The 15,112-nt window shown below is 42.8% G+C and carries 13 protein-coding genes; 5 read left to right on the top strand and 8 right to left on the bottom strand.

The features are described 5' to 3' along the window. Positions 1 to 387 precede the first annotated feature (387 nt). Positions 388 to 2,124, top strand: coding sequence for an amidohydrolase (locus tag ITG09_19755; GenBank protein ID UPR55159.1), 1,737 nt, complete (start codon positions 388 to 390; stop codon positions 2,122 to 2,124). 520 nt (positions 2,125 to 2,644) lie between these two features. Here the strand turns inward: ITG09_19755 and ITG09_19750 are convergent. From ITG09_19750 to ITG09_19735, 4 genes are all read right to left on the bottom strand, one after another. Continuing rightward, on the bottom strand, positions 2,645 to 4,285 hold the full coding sequence (locus ITG09_19750; GenBank protein UPR55158.1) for an MFS transporter: 1,641 nt from the start codon (positions 4,283 to 4,285) through the stop codon (positions 2,645 to 2,647). A gap of 73 nt (positions 4,286 to 4,358) precedes the next feature. Next, positions 4,359 to 5,984, bottom strand: coding sequence for an MFS transporter (locus ITG09_19745; GenBank protein UPR55157.1), 1,626 nt, complete (start codon positions 5,982 to 5,984; stop codon positions 4,359 to 4,361). 169 nt (positions 5,985 to 6,153) lie between these two features. Beyond that, a complete protein-coding gene (locus ITG09_19740) occupies positions 6,154 to 6,636 on the bottom strand; it encodes a hypothetical protein (protein UPR55156.1) in 483 nt (160 codons plus the stop codon). Beyond that, complete coding sequence (locus tag ITG09_19735; protein UPR55155.1) at positions 6,615 to 7,376, bottom strand: winged helix-turn-helix domain-containing protein; 762 nt, start codon at positions 7,374 to 7,376, stop codon at positions 6,615 to 6,617. Before ITG09_19735 ends, ITG09_19740 begins: the two co-directional genes overlap by 22 nt. Before the next feature lie 418 nt (positions 7,377 to 7,794). Between ITG09_19735 and ITG09_19730 the strand changes: the two genes are divergently transcribed. Both ITG09_19730 and ITG09_19725 read left to right on the top strand, forming a co-directional pair. Then, on the top strand, positions 7,795 to 8,613 hold the full coding sequence (locus ITG09_19730) for a hypothetical protein (GenBank protein ID UPR55154.1): 819 nt from the start codon (positions 7,795 to 7,797) through the stop codon (positions 8,611 to 8,613). A 399-nt stretch (positions 8,614 to 9,012) separates the two neighbouring features. Beyond that, positions 9,013 to 9,399: a hypothetical protein gene (locus ITG09_19725; GenBank protein ID UPR55153.1), complete on the top strand. Its 387-nt coding sequence runs from the start codon at positions 9,013 to 9,015 to the stop codon at positions 9,397 to 9,399. Between the two features lie 103 nt (positions 9,400 to 9,502). Here ITG09_19725 and ITG09_19720 read toward each other — a convergent pair whose 3' ends face one another. Further along, positions 9,503 to 10,435 carry a LysR family transcriptional regulator gene (locus ITG09_19720; GenBank protein ID UPR55152.1) on the bottom strand — a complete coding sequence of 311 codons (933 nt, stop codon included), beginning with the start codon at positions 10,433 to 10,435 and terminating at the stop codon, positions 9,503 to 9,505. 201 nt (positions 10,436 to 10,636) lie between these two features. Between ITG09_19720 and ITG09_19715 the strand changes: the two genes are divergently transcribed. Beyond that, positions 10,637 to 11,662, top strand: a complete 1,026-nt coding sequence (locus ITG09_19715) for a zinc-binding alcohol dehydrogenase family protein (GenBank protein UPR55151.1) — start codon at positions 10,637 to 10,639, stop codon at positions 11,660 to 11,662. 97 nt (positions 11,663 to 11,759) lie between these two features. Here the strand turns inward: ITG09_19715 and ITG09_19710 are convergent, their stop codons facing one another. From ITG09_19710 to ITG09_19700, 3 genes are all read right to left on the bottom strand, one after another. After that, positions 11,760 to 12,383, bottom strand: a complete 624-nt coding sequence (locus tag ITG09_19710; protein ID UPR55150.1) for a CIA30 family protein — start codon at positions 12,381 to 12,383, stop codon at positions 11,760 to 11,762. Positions 12,384 to 12,431: 48 nt separating this feature from the next. Then, positions 12,432 to 12,698 (bottom strand): DUF3081 domain-containing protein, encoded by a 267-nt coding sequence (locus tag ITG09_19705; protein UPR55149.1) that lies wholly within the window; start codon positions 12,696 to 12,698, stop codon positions 12,432 to 12,434. 438 nt (positions 12,699 to 13,136) lie between these two features. Continuing rightward, complete coding sequence (locus tag ITG09_19700; protein ID UPR55148.1) at positions 13,137 to 13,757, bottom strand: FABP family protein; 621 nt, start codon at positions 13,755 to 13,757, stop codon at positions 13,137 to 13,139. Between the two features lie 298 nt (positions 13,758 to 14,055). On the opposite strand from ITG09_19700, the gene ITG09_19695 reads away from it, so the two are divergent. Then, positions 14,056 to 14,949 (top strand): DMT family transporter, encoded by an 894-nt coding sequence (locus tag ITG09_19695; GenBank protein ID UPR55147.1) that lies wholly within the window; start codon positions 14,056 to 14,058, stop codon positions 14,947 to 14,949. Positions 14,950 to 15,112: the final 163 nt, after the last annotated feature.

Genomic DNA, 15,112 nt, shown 5'->3' with positions numbered 1-15,112 from the left:
AAAGACGGCTAAATAAGCCTTATAAAGTCTGCATTACTAATAAATAAGGAATGCAGTGATGAGTGTTTATTTTAAATTGTTCGTTGTCATTATAGTGGGGACACTATTGATTTTGTTGGCTTTCGCAGAACTCCCTTCCTTTTCTTTTACGCCTGATGTTGAACATCACTATCCAATAGGCAGTTTCGAAGTCTATGCTTTTTTTGAACAGCACTGGCATTCCTTATAGTTAAAATTCCACATAAATCATCGTCTTTATCTTTTTTTATATCGCGATTTTATTTCATCATTTTATTTCATTTTAAAATTCTCGAAACGAAATACAGATTAAGGCAAGTTGAAGAGGAACAAAAATCACAATGAACCCTACACATTTGGAGTTTAACTATGACAACTAAAACAGCTCTTAAGCCTGGTATTCAATACAACGCAGAAACCGTCCTTTACACAGGCCACTTTATTACCATGAATGAAGAAGTTCCAAAGGCAGCTGCGGCCGTTGTACAAGATGGAAAAATACTATTCGCAGGCACCAAAGACCAGGCTGAAACATTTTTAATCGGAAAGAACTTAGAATATCGCGTAGACACGCAGTTTGAAGGAAAAACCATTGTCCCGGGCTTTATTGAAGCTCATATGCATCCCCTAGTCGCTGCATTGTTCACTGGAATGTTCGAATATGGTGGGCAATATGACCGCTTAGGTGTCGAAGGAAAGTTACTAAAAGGTTGCTCGACCTCAGAAACATTGAAAGCACGTTTACTTGAGATTAAAAAAGAACATGATGGGGCTGGCAAAACGGGTGAATGGATAAATCTATGGGGTTTAGATCCACTGCTAATGACCGATGGGACCATTGTGAATCGTGACTTCTTGGATTCTGTTATTGATGACTCTCCGGTATTTTTCATGCACGCAAGTTGCCACTTAGCAGGGCTCAATACATTAGCCCTTGAAATGTCAGGGTTCAGTTTGGAGGACAACCCTGAATTTATATTGCGTGAAAATGGTCGATTAACGGGCGATATTGCCGAAATGAAAGATATCTATCGTGCACTTGATGTTGGCGCATTTAATTACGGAACTGACCCTGCAGTGATCGGAAAAACCTTGATCGATTACGCGAATATCGCACACTCACTGGGTGTGACTACAGTATCGGATTGTGGCATGGGCTTGCCATCGAATCCGTATCCGCTTTATCAAGCATTGAGTACCAACCCTGCGTTTAAGCTTCGTATTACGGCTTACCCTATGGTAGGGCCTTTCAATTTGGAAGACGTAAACACCATGAAGCAGAACGATACAGACAGGCTTTGTATCGGTAGCGTGAAGTATGTGAATACCGATGGCTCAATTCAAGGTTTCACTGCGAATCTATTGGATGGCCAAACTTACTACAATGGCAAGCCGAGTACCTCGTTGACTCGCGACGTAGAAGAGATCTACGAATCCGCTTTGCCGTTCCATAAAGCAGGTTACAACATATCGTTCCACTGCAACGGCAATGGTACCACAGAAAAACTGCTGAATATTATCGAGCGTATGCAGAAAGACACCCCAATGCCAGATGCCCGTCACTGCTTAGAACACAACCAAATGGTGACTGACGAGCAAATGGACAGAATGGTCGAACTAGGTGTGTGTCACAACCTGTTTGGTACTCATATTCCGGTTTGGGGTGACGTACACGCAACACAAACCGTTGGACCTGAGTATGTTAAGCGATTGAACCCGTTCCAAACCTCCGCGAAAAAAGGTATCCCGTTCTCTATTCACTGTGATGATGGCGTAACGCAGGTTAACCCGTTGTTTATGATGTGGGGGGCAATGAATCGTAAGTGTATTTTCTCTGGTAACGTATATGGAGAAGAAGAGTGCCTAACCGCTGAACAAGCTCTACACGCTGTTACACTTGGTGCGGCTTATCTAATGGGGCACGAAGACAATAAAGGCTCGATTTGTGCTGGGAAATTGGCTGATTTTGCTGTGCTAGACGCAAACCCCCTCGAGACGCCAAAACAAGAGATTAAAGATATTCGAGTACATGCCACAGTGTTAGGTGGTGATGTCTCGGTACACAAAAAAGAAACAACGTCAGTGAAAGAACCAGAAATGGCTTAATCATATAAATACAACTTTCACATTCACTCAAAGAGCACATCCGTGCTCTTTTTTTGTTTATAGCTTTTTTTATTTATAGAAAACCCTTTGAGTAACCAGCATTTATACCTTGACTAAACATGCTATGAGGAGCCACTTAAGATACACTTTTTAGTGATAAACCAAGGTTGTTGGTTTTTAAGATTGACCATAGAGTGATTGGTATTTAGCGGTAGCTTTAAGATGTTTACAAGCAAACAAGAATACCCTGGAACTCAATAAGCCTAGAACCTATAGTTTCGATTCATGATCGGATGCGTGCTATAGACTGCGATAGGTCATCAGGGTGTTTCGATAGCCAAATAAACATCAACTGGGAGGGTAATGGCTGGAAGAAGGTATGTTAGGGCGTTTATCTGGAAAGATTCCTTTGACAGTGTTTAGGCACGCTTCGTGCCCCCTTGCTCAGAGGATTGATCGCTTGATCAAATGATCCAAAAGACAAAGGCCAACCCGTTAAGGTTAGCCTCTCATTAGAGATTTAGAGGGGCGCTTGAGGCTCGGGAGAGGATGGGCGAGGCCTTGAGCTCGGTTTGTCGATTAAAGAGCTGACATATCCACCGAGTAGTGAAATCAACACCAGAACCATCATCGCTAAGTTAAAACCAAAAACGCGAGCGTTTGCATTTTCATTTAATAGATATTCAGCTTGATGGTTATCTAACTGATAACTTTTAATCAATGTGTTAACACGGCTATCATCAACATAGGGTACATGAGAAAGTTGGTTCAAATCCGAAACGAAATCTTGAGGGTAGTAGGTCGCGATCTCATGGTTAGAGCGAATGTTGTGGTCCATTGCACCTTGGTTTAATCCGCCAAATAGACTGATACCTAACACCAAGCCAATGTTTCTGAGCGTTGCTTGTAAGCCACCAGATTGCTCCGCATCTCTTTCACCTAAGGCGTTTGTAATGATGACAGGACATTGGGAAGCCAAAATACCCATCGCAGCCCCTAGCAACGCCATACCCAAATAGAAAGGGGCTAATATTTGTTGGCTTTGGCTCGATAATATCAATGTTAACCCGGCGAAAAACATTGTGATGAAAGCAATTTGGCAGAGTTTTTTCTGTGATTGCTGTTTAAATATGATTGGAGTCGCCACTGATAGAACAATCATACAGGCAGAGAACAGAAGAATAATGCTACCAGAGTGAGCAGAAGAGAGCGAGATGGCGACTTGCAAGTAAGTGACGGTGACAAAGCTACTTCCGCCTAGTGCAATGTACATCAGTGAGAGTACGATAAACCCCGTTCTTGACGCACTATTTTTGAACCAGCTAAACGGTAAAAGCGCAAAGCCGTGCTTCCTTTCAAACCTAATTTGCTGAATAACAAACAGCGTAAATAGTAAAACGCCTAGGCCGAGCAAAAACAGGGCAGGGCTTAATGGGTAAATCACGTTCAGCCAGTAAGGAACCTTTGCGCCATTTAAGACTGTGAATACGCCCCAATAAGGCATCTTAATTAGCCCTAGAAAAACAGCGACCGTGCTTACTGCACCGAGTATTGCACCAACAACATCGAACTTAGTCGGGCTATTAGTATGAATAGGACGAATAGCAAAGATGGCCGCCATTAAGCTTGAGAAATAGCACACTGCAATAATAACGAAAGACCAATACCAATCGGTGTTGTCATGTAGCCAACCACTTAACAAAGGGATGATTGCTGCTGCAAGTCCAGTCGCAGCAGCCATAAAGCCGAACCCAACAGCACGACTTTTACCTGGGAAATGAGCAACCACAAGCGCCAGAACAGCGGGAAGTATGAGTGCGGAAGCAATACCTGCGAGTGGGCGGACTACAAGGGAGATTGTGGTTATATCATCGATTGCGATAAAGCCAAGTGTGGAGACAAAGCCGATGCTTGTGCCAAGGATCAATAATCGTCGCCAACCAATAATCAAACCGAAAATGCTTGCAGAAAGCATTAAAGCCGCGCCAACAAGTGGTTGAACACTGCTTAGAAACTGGATGTTCGAAATGTCTGTTTGAAAAACATTAACCAGTGCGGAGGTTGAGATAGACAGGTTGGCGACATCTGCCGAGAGTGTGAATTGTGCTAAGCAGAGCGCGATGAGTAACCAAGTTGTTTTGCTATCGTTCTTCTTATCCATAAAATCTCATTAGGTGATTGAAATTACGTCGGGTGAAACGAATAAAGCCCCGGCATTGCCGAGGCTTGAAATGTTACTCTTCGCTCTTCATTAATGAACGTTGGGGAAGTTTAGAGCACAAGGCTAACCCACCAAGCATTAATCCAATCAAAGTAAATAGCGCATAGTGAACCGACTGTAAGCGAGACTCCGCCATGACTTCGATGACAATGCGTTGCTCTTCTTTATCTGCAATCAGATTCTCCATAAGGTCAACTGCCATAGCGTTTGATACGAATGGTAGCGAAGGTTGCTCAATAATGATTTGCTTCGTTTCTGCTGATAGCGCCTCATGTTCAGCTACGTTTGACTTAATCGCACCAGTTAAAGAGAACAGCATCACTGAACCTAGGATAGCCACACCAAACGCTTGTCCTACGTTACGAGACGTCGCTTGAATGCCACCTGATTGTTGAGCCTCACGCTCACTCAGTGCAGACGTTACAACAATTGAAGCTTGAGAAGCCAGTAGGCCGGCGCCTGTACCAAAGATGGTTAGAGAAATGTATTGCCAGAAAGTGATACCTTCAGTGGTAAAGCCTAAGAACATCAGGGCAGTACCTATCGCAGCTATACTGAAGCCTAATTGGCATATACGTTGACACGTTAGGTGAGCCAATTTAACTGGAGCACCAAGGGAACCAATCATCATGCCAAGAGCGAACGCACATAATGCCATGCCAGATGAGAATGCACTCATACCCGCGACAAGCTGCATGTAAGAAACGTTGATGAAACCCGTAGCGCCAAACAGTAAGAAGATCGTCGCACACAAGACTAAGCCGACCACAACTTGTGGATTTTTAACATAAGAAGAAGGAAGAAGAGGTGTGCCACCTTGCTCTTCAAAACGGCGCTCCCACACCATTAGCACTTTAAGTAGTGTAGCGCCTAATAGTACCGTTGGAATCGCTGGAGACATGCCCAAAAGGTTTAAGTCAGTCAGAGGTTTGATCAATCCCCAATCAGAGATTTTAAGCAAACCAGTCACGAAACAAAGAAGGCCAGCACCCGCTAAGGCGATACCGATAGTGTCGAGTTTACCTTTGAAAGGGCTAGACTCAAGCGTTGGCAGTTTCATGCTACCGAACATCACAAATAAGCAGTAAATGCCTAGGCCACTGAAAGCAACTTGGAAGCTCGCGACATCCAAAATAAAGCCAAACAATAATGGCGTGACTGCACTTGCGAGGCCAACCAGAGCAGCGATCGCAGAGAACGCGATTGCTTGGTCTTTACCTTTGTAAATACCCGCCACGTTTGCCAGCACTGCTGGGATTAGCAAACAAGCACCTAAGCCAGAACCCACACGAGCTCCATAATTTAAGACTTCCATATTTGGAGCGAATGCAGCTGCAAATGACCCCACTGCAAGCATGCCTGCTCCGATGATCATTTGACGCTTCCATCCAATAATCAGACCGATCAGGCCACCAGCGATCATGCCGGCGCCTGCAATTAGCGGGTACATTGCATTAGCCATTTGAATTTGTGGCATGCTTGCACCGTGAAGGGCTATAAGTGCCTCAGTAGAAATGGCCAATCCAGAGTTATCGGCCATGGTTGAAAATTGGGCTGCGAGGAGAACAATCAGAGGGAACCATTTGGCTAACCCTGATTTTTCTTCCGGAGTAGGGAGTGTGGTTGCGGATACCGTCATTGTAGATACCTTTATGTTGAAGAGCGAAAGCTCAAGTCGTTATAGTTATGAAATAATCTTCATCACCATTTAACCCTGTGAGCTCACTTACTCTCCAACCAAAAAAAGTATCTTTAGAAGAAAAAAAATTGTATTTGTAAATTGAGAGGTAAAAAAAAGTAAATTAGTTCTAACTACCTGATTTTTTGTCTAAAATATAAGATACATCTAAGCCTGCACTTTGCTCGACCTCAATGAAAATTCGACCTTGATCGAGGTTCCAAGCATTCAGACGGATCAAGTTACTACCCAGTGGTATGTCAATATTAGTATTTTCGATAAAGGCTTCTAAACCTCTCACTTCTCTCTTCTTTATTTCGAAATCGGTACTGACGTGATCAACACGTTTTAATTCTAATGTGACATCGTAGGTGTAGTTAAATTCGTTGTACCGATTGCTTATTGAAAGTCGAATCCCATCGTTTGCGACTAACATCATTGCATTACTGTCAATCCTTGAGTCATCAATATAGACAGCCCCTTTCCCTTCCCATGCCCCTTCATTTAATCGGAGAGGATGATTTAAATATTGATAAGCTTGTGTGCCAAGTAGACCAGAAACGACGACGGCAATGACAATAGATAAAAGGGCTAAAGTTCGATTTGCTGGCATTCTAAAACTCCTTTTATCTCTGAACAAATTCGATAGAACGACTTATTCTTAGACACATATTTTGTCGAGTCTCCAGGTTGTATAGGTAACGAGCTGAGCTCCTGCTCTGTAGCATTGAAGAGTATCCAGTGATTGCCATATTGGTGGCTAATACGCTCAGGTTGATCAGTAAAAAGGCCAGATGCGCAGAGGGCGAAAGTAACGATAGAGATAGCCAGTAATAGAGTGATTGAATTAACGATACTCCGTGGTGTGGCTTCTGTTTTGGTATTATTAGTAGTTACTGAGTTGCTCCGTTCGCTGGTGGTGTCAACTGTCTCTAACTCAGTACTTGATATTGTCTGGGCAGTTATTGATACGTCTACGGTCAACTCGTTAGCGTTTGACTCGTTGAGTTTTGGTACTGTGTTGTTGTCAATCTTTGGTGCAACTGCCAGAACATAGCCTTGCTTGGGGATGGTTCTAATCAAAGTTCTATCAGTGTCTTCTAAAGAAAATCTGAGCGCTTTGACTGTTTGATTAATTGTTGCATTTGTCGCGTACGAGTCTTTCCAAAGTGTTTCTTCGATCGACGAACGTGAAAGGACTTCAGGGAATGTCTTGATGAGTTCGTGAAAGAGGTTGGATTCTCGTGCTCTTAGGCGACTTCGCTCTCCCTGGCTATCTATCACAGCAGAAGTTGGTGAATAATAGAGTTCACCAACTTTATATACTGGTGGCTCTAGGCATAGTTTGAGCATTTAGTCTTCTCACTTACGTAACGTCTTTAAATATGCTAACTGGTATATGTGGTTTTTCATTTTGATCCACAGCAATAAATGTTTCACATCGAAATGCGAATATTAAAAAATGAGAATTTAAGCAGAAATAAAAATAACCATGTGTATTTTAATATTAATTAAACTATATCTAGTGAATATGTTTTGTCTAAATATAAATTTATTGAATATTAAATGAGAGGAGGACGAGTGTCATGTATGGGAAAGAGTGACAAAGTTAACGTTATTTAAGGTTTCGTTATTTGATACTTTTATCCCTACTTTTTTTTATTTTTTGTCTCTTTATTTTGTTATCTAGCGGGATCGAATTTCTCTAAAGTGTTTTGGAACTTGGCTTAACTAGGCTAAGAACCCAATAACGTATAATAGGTTTTTGATCATGACTAATTATAAAAAAATAACACTCAGTAGTGCCCTTATTCTTTTCTCATCTCATGCATTGTCAGATGACCACATCACACCAGATGATGCCCCAGACCCCGGCGACCACACCAAGGTTTCATCTGTTATCAACGTGACTTACGGCAAGCAAAGTTTCAGAGAAGAAGATAACGACTTCGCGCAAATCCAGGCTCAGATTTCCGGACAAAAGAGCAATGAGAACTTGTTTCTTGGCCAGTTAACAATACAAGGTCAAGATAACGGAAAAGTGGGGAGTGAAGACTTTAACTTATCTCAAGTTCGCGCTCGTTATTTCGAAGTAAGCCGAACTGATTGGCAGCATGCGCCAATGGTTGGTGTATCGCTTGATTATATAGAAACCAGTTTCACCGATGCTATTTCAGATCGTTTGTTCGCAGTCGGTGGTCTGATTCGTGTAAATACTCCGTTTGATAACTGGTTATCTTTCCCAATTTTGGCCGGTGCAGTAGGGCAAAACAACAGCGATTTTAGTCGCTTAGGCCTTACCGATGACTATACTTATGGCGTTCAATTTAATTTCTTGAACTCGATTTATTTGCATGAAAACGGCACTCATGTACAAATAAACCCTCAATTTAGCTTGCTTGATTTTGGTGGCAGTGTCGGGACTATAAATCAGTTGCAACTTGACCTCGCATTTCAAGGCCCACTATCGGACAACCGCCAGCACTGGGGTAAAGTGACGTATACGGAATTCTTCGATGATACGGAGCAAAGCTTTGGTCACAATAGACAGGGAACAGAATTGAAGTTTACCTACAGCTATTACTTTTAACTGGGTGCAAGGTAAATCTTAGTGAGTTATTTACTTCATCTAGTGCTGTTTTTAGGTTTATTTAAATAATGTGAGATCGCAAGACTTCATTCTTGTTGTTCTGTTTTCCTCACTGAATTTCAAGACCATAAACAAATTGCTCTAGTTTTCTTTATCGCTAGAGCATCTAAATATGACACATTATATCGTGGCAGTTACGAGGCTTCGTTTATCGTCTTACAGTAAGTTTACGAAATGTATTGGTCGTCTAAAAAATAACTGAGTTACTTCATTCATTACCTTGTTATGTGTTTAGTATAAATTATCAACGACCAATCCGTCTTCGTTGTTGATTGAGATAGTATTTTGCTACAAAACGCGCATAATCTTGCTATACAACACTTAACGAAGAAATTACCTATGACTACCTTTCAATACTACTTTCACCAACTGCCTTGCTTCGACTGTAAAAAAACAACAGTAAGTACTGATCTTGGATGGTTAACGCCTGCGATGAAAGACGCTACTATCGCACAAGTGACCGCGACTCTGGCCCAGGGGGAGGTTACGCCTGACCTTTCAGCTGAAGTGGTTTGTACGAAAGATGAAGCGCGTGAGTACTTGCTGCTGAACTTCTTTGGTTATTCAGAAGAAGAGCTAGCAAGCGGTATCGAAGCGGATGATGAGAAAGAAGTCGCTGATGAAATCGCAGAACTACTAGAAGAAGGTAAAGACACAATCACTTTCGAACATGAAATTGCGCTTCAGTGCTGTGTTGACTGTGATGTTGAAGAAGAGTCAAACTAAGCACTCGTATTAGAAGATACATCCATCAATAGGGTGTGATGTTCAAATGATTAAAGGCGTTAGTGAATTAAAGTTCACTGACGCCTTTTTTATCTCTAGGTCGTTAAGACTTTTGAGTCTCTATAATGCCTTTCTCGTTCAGTTGAGAAAGGATCTCTGCGGTTTTCTCGCGGAATAGATCTCTCAATAAACGAACGGTTGGGGTGATTGATTGACGACTCGGGCATACTAACCACAGTTCGGTTGAGGTTGGCTTGAACTCGGACATGACTTTAACCACTTCGCCAGAAAGCAGATGACTCGACATATCTAAACAAGACTTTATTGCTACTCCTTTCCCAGCAACACACCAGCGTCTAACAAGGTCAGCATCATTCGAGGCGCGATTCCCTTTTAGTTTCACTTTATGATCTTGTTTACCGTCGTTAAACACCCATTCGTCTTGCAACATATCATGCAGCTGATACAGCAAACCATTGTGCTCTGCTAAATCGCTTGGCTGGTTTGGTGTTCCCATCTCGGCCAAGTATTCAGGCGATGCACACAATATTCTCGGCACATCGCAGATCTTAAAGCCGTACATGTTGGCATCATTCGGAGAACCATAACGCAAAGCCATGTCTACAGAATCACGGTAAAAATCGATGTTGCTGTCACTGATGCTGGTGCGAAGTGTTGCCTTTGGGTATTCAAGCAGAAATTCATCAAGCCAAGGAGTAATGAGGTTACGTCCTAAATCCGAAGAAAGCGCGATGCGGATTTCTCCATCCAGAATACCAAGCTCTTCACGTATGTTGAGCTTTGCTTGCTCTAACATCTTCAAGGCTTGCTCACACTCAGGTAAATAGCGTTCGCCTGCAGAGGAAAGCCTTAGGTGGCGAGTGGTTCTTACAAACAGTTCAGCGCCCAGTGCGGCTTCGACTCGTTTGACGGCAGCACTCGCGGTTGCCGTGCGCATGTCTAGGTTGGTGGCTGCTGCGGTGATACTACGAAACTCCGCCACCTTTAAAATTACCTGTAGGTCTTCAAGAAGCATTTCATTCCCCTGTGCTAAGCCTTGAATCGGCTGTTCTGTTAGCCATAAATTTAGCCACTTTCTAATGGTTAATTTTAGTATTTTGTTTACATGTATACATCTTATTATCAAAAATAATTTGATAATAATTCAAAAATTAGGCGGTTTATCTAAATTGAGAGTCAACTAAGATTAACTTGTCTAATTCAAGGAGAAAGCACAATGTCAGTACCATCAAAAATGAAAGCTATCGGATTTACTCAGTCACTTGCGATTGCAGAGCAAGACAGCCTAGTTGAGTTTGAAACAAACCTTCCAGAACTAAAAGAACATGATCTACTGGTAAAAGTGAGCGCGACGTCTATCAATCCAGCAGACGCGAAAATTCGAATTCGTAGTGCTCAAGATAAAACTCTCGAGCAACCAAAAGTCCTTGGTTATGACGCGGTTGGTGAAGTTGTCGGTAAAGGTACAGACGTTGAAGGCTTTGAACTCGGCGACCGTGTTTACTATGCAGGTGACGTAACTCGTATGGGCGCTAACGCGGAATACCAAGCCGTTGACTACCGTATTACGGCTAAAGCACCAACGAGCCTTTCTGATGAAGCGGCTGCAGTTATGCCGCTAGCAACACTTACTGCGTGGGAAGCGTTGTTTGATCGCCTACGTGTTCGTCCAGAAGAGAAAAAATCCATTCTGATCATTGGTGGAGCTGGTGGCGTAGGTTCAATCACGATTCAATTAGCGAGCCAACTGACTAACCTGACTGTTATTGCGACGGCTTCAAGACCTGAAACTGAACAGTGGGTAAGGGATATGGGTGCAGACCATGTCGTAAATCACCGTAACTTGGTTGAGTCTGTTCGCGAACAAGGTATCCAGCATGTCGACTACATCTTCAATGTCGCTGATACCAAAGGACACTGGGAATCGATGGTTGAGCTTATTGCTCCACAAGGCATGATCAGTTCAATTGTTGAGTTCGATGGCGGAATAGATCTTTCTGCGCTGCAAGGTAAGTCTGCAGGTTTTGTGTGGGAGCTGATGTTTACACGCTCACTGTTCAACACAGACGATATTCAGAAACAACAAGATATCTTATTCCAAGTAGCGAATCTGATCGATTCAGGCCGTATTAAGTCTACGCTTACTACCACATTGAATGGTTTTAGTGTTGAGACACTGAAAGATGCACACCAACGCATTGAAAGCAGCGCCTCGATAGGTAAAACAGCTATCAAATACTAAGTACTGATGATTTGAATAGTCGACGATTTAAATAGAACAAACCCTTGATATCTAATTGTTAGTCAAAAGGTATCAGGGGCTTTTATTTGTTTGCGGTTTAGTCCGTTTCTGGTGATGTGATAGGTTGCGATGTTTTGAATTGAAGCTGTATTAGGTCTAGCTCGAAAAGTGAGGGCTGCCTATCTGCAATCAAAAGGCCGATTTGTTTGATGTCTTGTGCTTTGAGTTCTGGTGCTTCACTGAGCAATCGACCTCTGGACACGGCTTGAAAGTCCTTTAGTTGGAAGGTTTTCTTAAGTTGCTCGCCTTTGATGGTCTCAAAGTTGTGCTTGTATTTGGTTCGATAACCGTCTTTCCATGTGGTGAACCTCAATTGGTAAGTACGACCATCGCCAACAAACGTCAGCTCCACGCCGTTCACTTCAGATCTTAATGATTCAACAGAGCGGTTGATTGAGCTAAAGCCACCATTATTCTCTAACGACAACTTGCCCTTGAACTGACTTATCCCACCGTCATAAATAAGCCCACCGGTTGAGATTCCGCCCATCACGTTGTCGTTGGTCGCTGTCCAATTCTGATGTTCGTTCGCTTGTGTGAAATCAATCATTTCTGTCCCTGCTGTTGACGCTTTGGACCATAAACAAGAAAGGCTGAGCATTAGCCATAAAGGAGCCACTCGCTTACGTAACGCACATGTTTTAAAAGCTGATTCGTTCATTATTTTCTCCGTTAGCCGTTAGCCGTTAGCCGTTAGTCTATTCACGTTTTATGGAGAAGGTTCAGTGGCGAGCATATCCAGACAATACTCGATGAATTCAGAATAGTTTGCAGCGTTGTCGTACTCAATTTTTAGCGAACCATGAAACATCAGCGTCACGGTGACGTCTTTAAAGCTCAACCAACATGTGTAGCCATCGTAATCGTGCCACGCCGCTATCTCGCCGAGTTGATATTTACTATCCAATTGCTTGCCCGAGGAGCGAATGCAATCGAACACCCTGAGAAATTCTAAAATGGTGATTCTGTTGTCCATGTACCACTCCCGCTGCGCAGTCGATGTAAAAATGCTAAGTGCTTGTATTCAAATTAACTACGGTTTGATTCTGTACCCCGATCACTGAAAGGTATTATCTTCTCGATAATCCCTGGATATATCGTGAGCCACAAGTTTGGAAAACAAAGTGAGTTCTCAAGACAAATGAGAGTTTATACGTGTTTTTAACGGTTCATTAGAACCAGAGGCGTTAAGATCAAAATATTGAGTCTATGTTGTTGGCTGCAATGGAATCGATAAAAAGTGCGTGTAAACACGATAGAAAAACTGAAGAAGGAATGGTTTCTTGTAGGGATGGTATTGGTTAATTGATATGCCAAGGCAGAGTTGCTATCGAATTAAGAAGTTCATCTTGTTCTGAAGTGTTGAGATCAATAACGCCTTTCATAGAGCAGTGAAAGGCGTTTGTTTTTAGTTTTACTTCACTTTAACTAGAGTGCTTGAATCTGTATGGGCAAATGCGTTGTCGTAGATCTCTAAGCCTGTTGTTTGAGAGTAAGTCAGCGTCTCGTCTGAAATACTGATGTTCATTGTGAAGCCCGTAGTGGTTGCGTTGTCTGTCATGTATTCTGACTCAGCGATACCGCGCTTAGACGCGACTAACGTCATTGTATCGCCAGCAGGGCCTTCCGCGGTGACACATGTGGTGCGTGGCACACAGTAAGAGTTGTACACGATCTGATTCTTTTGGTCGTAGATGAAGTAACCACGTTGATCGTGGAATTTAGAATCGTCGGCCTTTCTGAATACTTCCTGCTTGTAGTACAGAGCAACAAGATACTGGTCGCTGGCATTGGTCGCGTCTGCGGCAACCTCGAACGTCATCACTTCATAAAACGGTGTGACTGCAGGGCCACCCGCACCCACTTCTGTACCTTCTTGACCTGGGGAGATATCAACGCCGCCAGTTTCGACTGATTTCCATGTGCCGACTAGCTTAGCAAGTGGACCGAAATCCATTCCGTTGATTGTATTGTGGTCGGCTACTGCTGGAACCGAGATTACTGCTGCAATACTAAGTGCTAATAATTTTTTCACTATAACTTCCTTTTTTGTAATTATCTGACCTTATTAAAAGTAAGGTTATTGTGAAGCCAGTTTATTAACCCAGATCAGTGTTCTTGGTTAATATGAAAGCGATTTGTAACTTGATGTATCAGTCAATAAGAGAATATTAATGTGACTAAATATTGAGCGAAGAGCCGTAATTTGTTCATCGAGGTTTGATTCAAAATTGCATTAATCTGAGCCTTAGTAATTTTGCTATTACACATTTCAAATTCTCATGTATGATGTGCGCCATAATTGTATGACAAATGTGTAATCTTCCTTCTGTATGAATAAAGCTGTTAACCACGCCATTTTACTTTTGGTGCTCGCAAACCTACTTGCGTCCTTTTCAGATGTATCGTTGAAGATACTGAATGGCGAAGTCCCTACGTTCCAGTATGTGTTTATCCGTCAGCTATTGAGCGTGATCTTGCTGCTTCCATTTTGGTTAAAGTTACCGAAAGAGACACGTATGCAAGGCGGTTGCCGAATCAACTTTTTAAGGGCTCAATTTATTTTAGTGGGGAGTGGCTGCGCGATGATCGCCATTACACACCTTACTTTGGCGACAGCAAATGCGATGTTTTATGTTGGACCAATCCTTATGCTGCCTTTGTCGATCGTGCTGTTGAAAGAAAGGCCAACATCATCAAAAGTGATCGCAACCCTGATTGGTTTTGTGGGCGTGTTGATCGTATTACGTCCTGAGCAATTTCACTGGGCGGCGATTGCTGGGCTAGGCAGTGCGCTGGCGATGGGCGTGGGTAACATCTTGATTAAACGCTTGAACGCAGAGCAGCACATCATCTCTACTCTGTTCTGGACCAGCATTATGACTCTGCCACTCGCGCTGATATTCGCACTGCCAACTTGGTCTGTGATCGAATGGCGTCATGTGGGTTGGATCATGGCAATCAACTTGTTCGTACTCGGGTATCATGCGCTTGTGGTGGTGGCTTACAAAAAAGCACCGGCCAACCAGATTGCGCTCGCAGAGTATTCCGGGTTGGTGTTTGTGACACTGTTTGGTGTTATGTGGTTCGATGAGATTCCTGACACCCTGACACTGGTGGGTATTAGTCTCATCGTCATTCCTATGATGCCGATAAAATGGAAGAAGGTTTTTAAATGGAGAGACCGAGCCGCTTTAGAAGTTGAGGCTACTCCGCCTAAACCATAGCGGCTTGTCTCTCAGTTATTCTGGATTCCAAATAACTCACATCAGGGAAGGTCGTCTAAACTTAGGGTTTGTATCGCTTCAAAATACGACAGTTTTGGCTCTAAAAACGTTCTCGAAATAAATGCAAATTAGTGCTTTACCTCAACTTAACTTGAGGTATTAG

Source organism: Vibrio cyclitrophicus (assembly GCA_023206055.1).
GTDB classification, from domain to species: domain Bacteria; phylum Pseudomonadota; class Gammaproteobacteria; order Enterobacterales; family Vibrionaceae; genus Vibrio; species Vibrio cyclitrophicus_A.
The sequence above is the reverse complement of the archived record's forward strand: the minus strand, read 5'-3'. Positions and strand labels throughout refer to the sequence as shown.

What these genes read in the sequence shown, in the direction of transcription:
- ITG09_19755 (UPR55159.1), top strand. Translation starts at nt 388, where the DNA reads ATGACAACTAAAACAGCTCTTAAGCCTGGTATTCAATACAACGCAGAA.
- ITG09_19750 (UPR55158.1), bottom strand. Translation starts at nt 4,285, where the DNA reads ATGGATAAGAAGAACGATAGCAAAACAACTTGGTTACTCATCGCGCTC.
- ITG09_19745 (UPR55157.1), bottom strand. Translation starts at nt 5,984, where the DNA reads ATGACGGTATCCGCAACCACACTCCCTACTCCGGAAGAAAAATCAGGG.
- ITG09_19740 (UPR55156.1), bottom strand. Translation starts at nt 6,636, where the DNA reads ATGCCAGCAAATCGAACTTTAGCCCTTTTATCTATTGTCATTGCCGTC.
- ITG09_19735 (UPR55155.1), bottom strand. Translation starts at nt 7,376, where the DNA reads ATGCTCAAACTATGCCTAGAGCCACCAGTATATAAAGTTGGTGAACTC.
- ITG09_19730 (UPR55154.1), top strand. Translation starts at nt 7,795, where the DNA reads ATGACTAATTATAAAAAAATAACACTCAGTAGTGCCCTTATTCTTTTC.
- ITG09_19725 (UPR55153.1), top strand. Translation starts at nt 9,013, where the DNA reads ATGACTACCTTTCAATACTACTTTCACCAACTGCCTTGCTTCGACTGT.
- ITG09_19720 (UPR55152.1), bottom strand. Translation starts at nt 10,435, where the DNA reads ATGCTTCTTGAAGACCTACAGGTAATTTTAAAGGTGGCGGAGTTTCGT.
- ITG09_19715 (UPR55151.1), top strand. Translation starts at nt 10,637, where the DNA reads ATGTCAGTACCATCAAAAATGAAAGCTATCGGATTTACTCAGTCACTT.
- ITG09_19710 (UPR55150.1), bottom strand. Translation starts at nt 12,383, where the DNA reads ATGAACGAATCAGCTTTTAAAACATGTGCGTTACGTAAGCGAGTGGCT.
- ITG09_19705 (UPR55149.1), bottom strand. Translation starts at nt 12,698, where the DNA reads ATGGACAACAGAATCACCATTTTAGAATTTCTCAGGGTGTTCGATTGC.
- ITG09_19695 (UPR55147.1), top strand. Translation starts at nt 14,056, where the DNA reads ATGAATAAAGCTGTTAACCACGCCATTTTACTTTTGGTGCTCGCAAAC.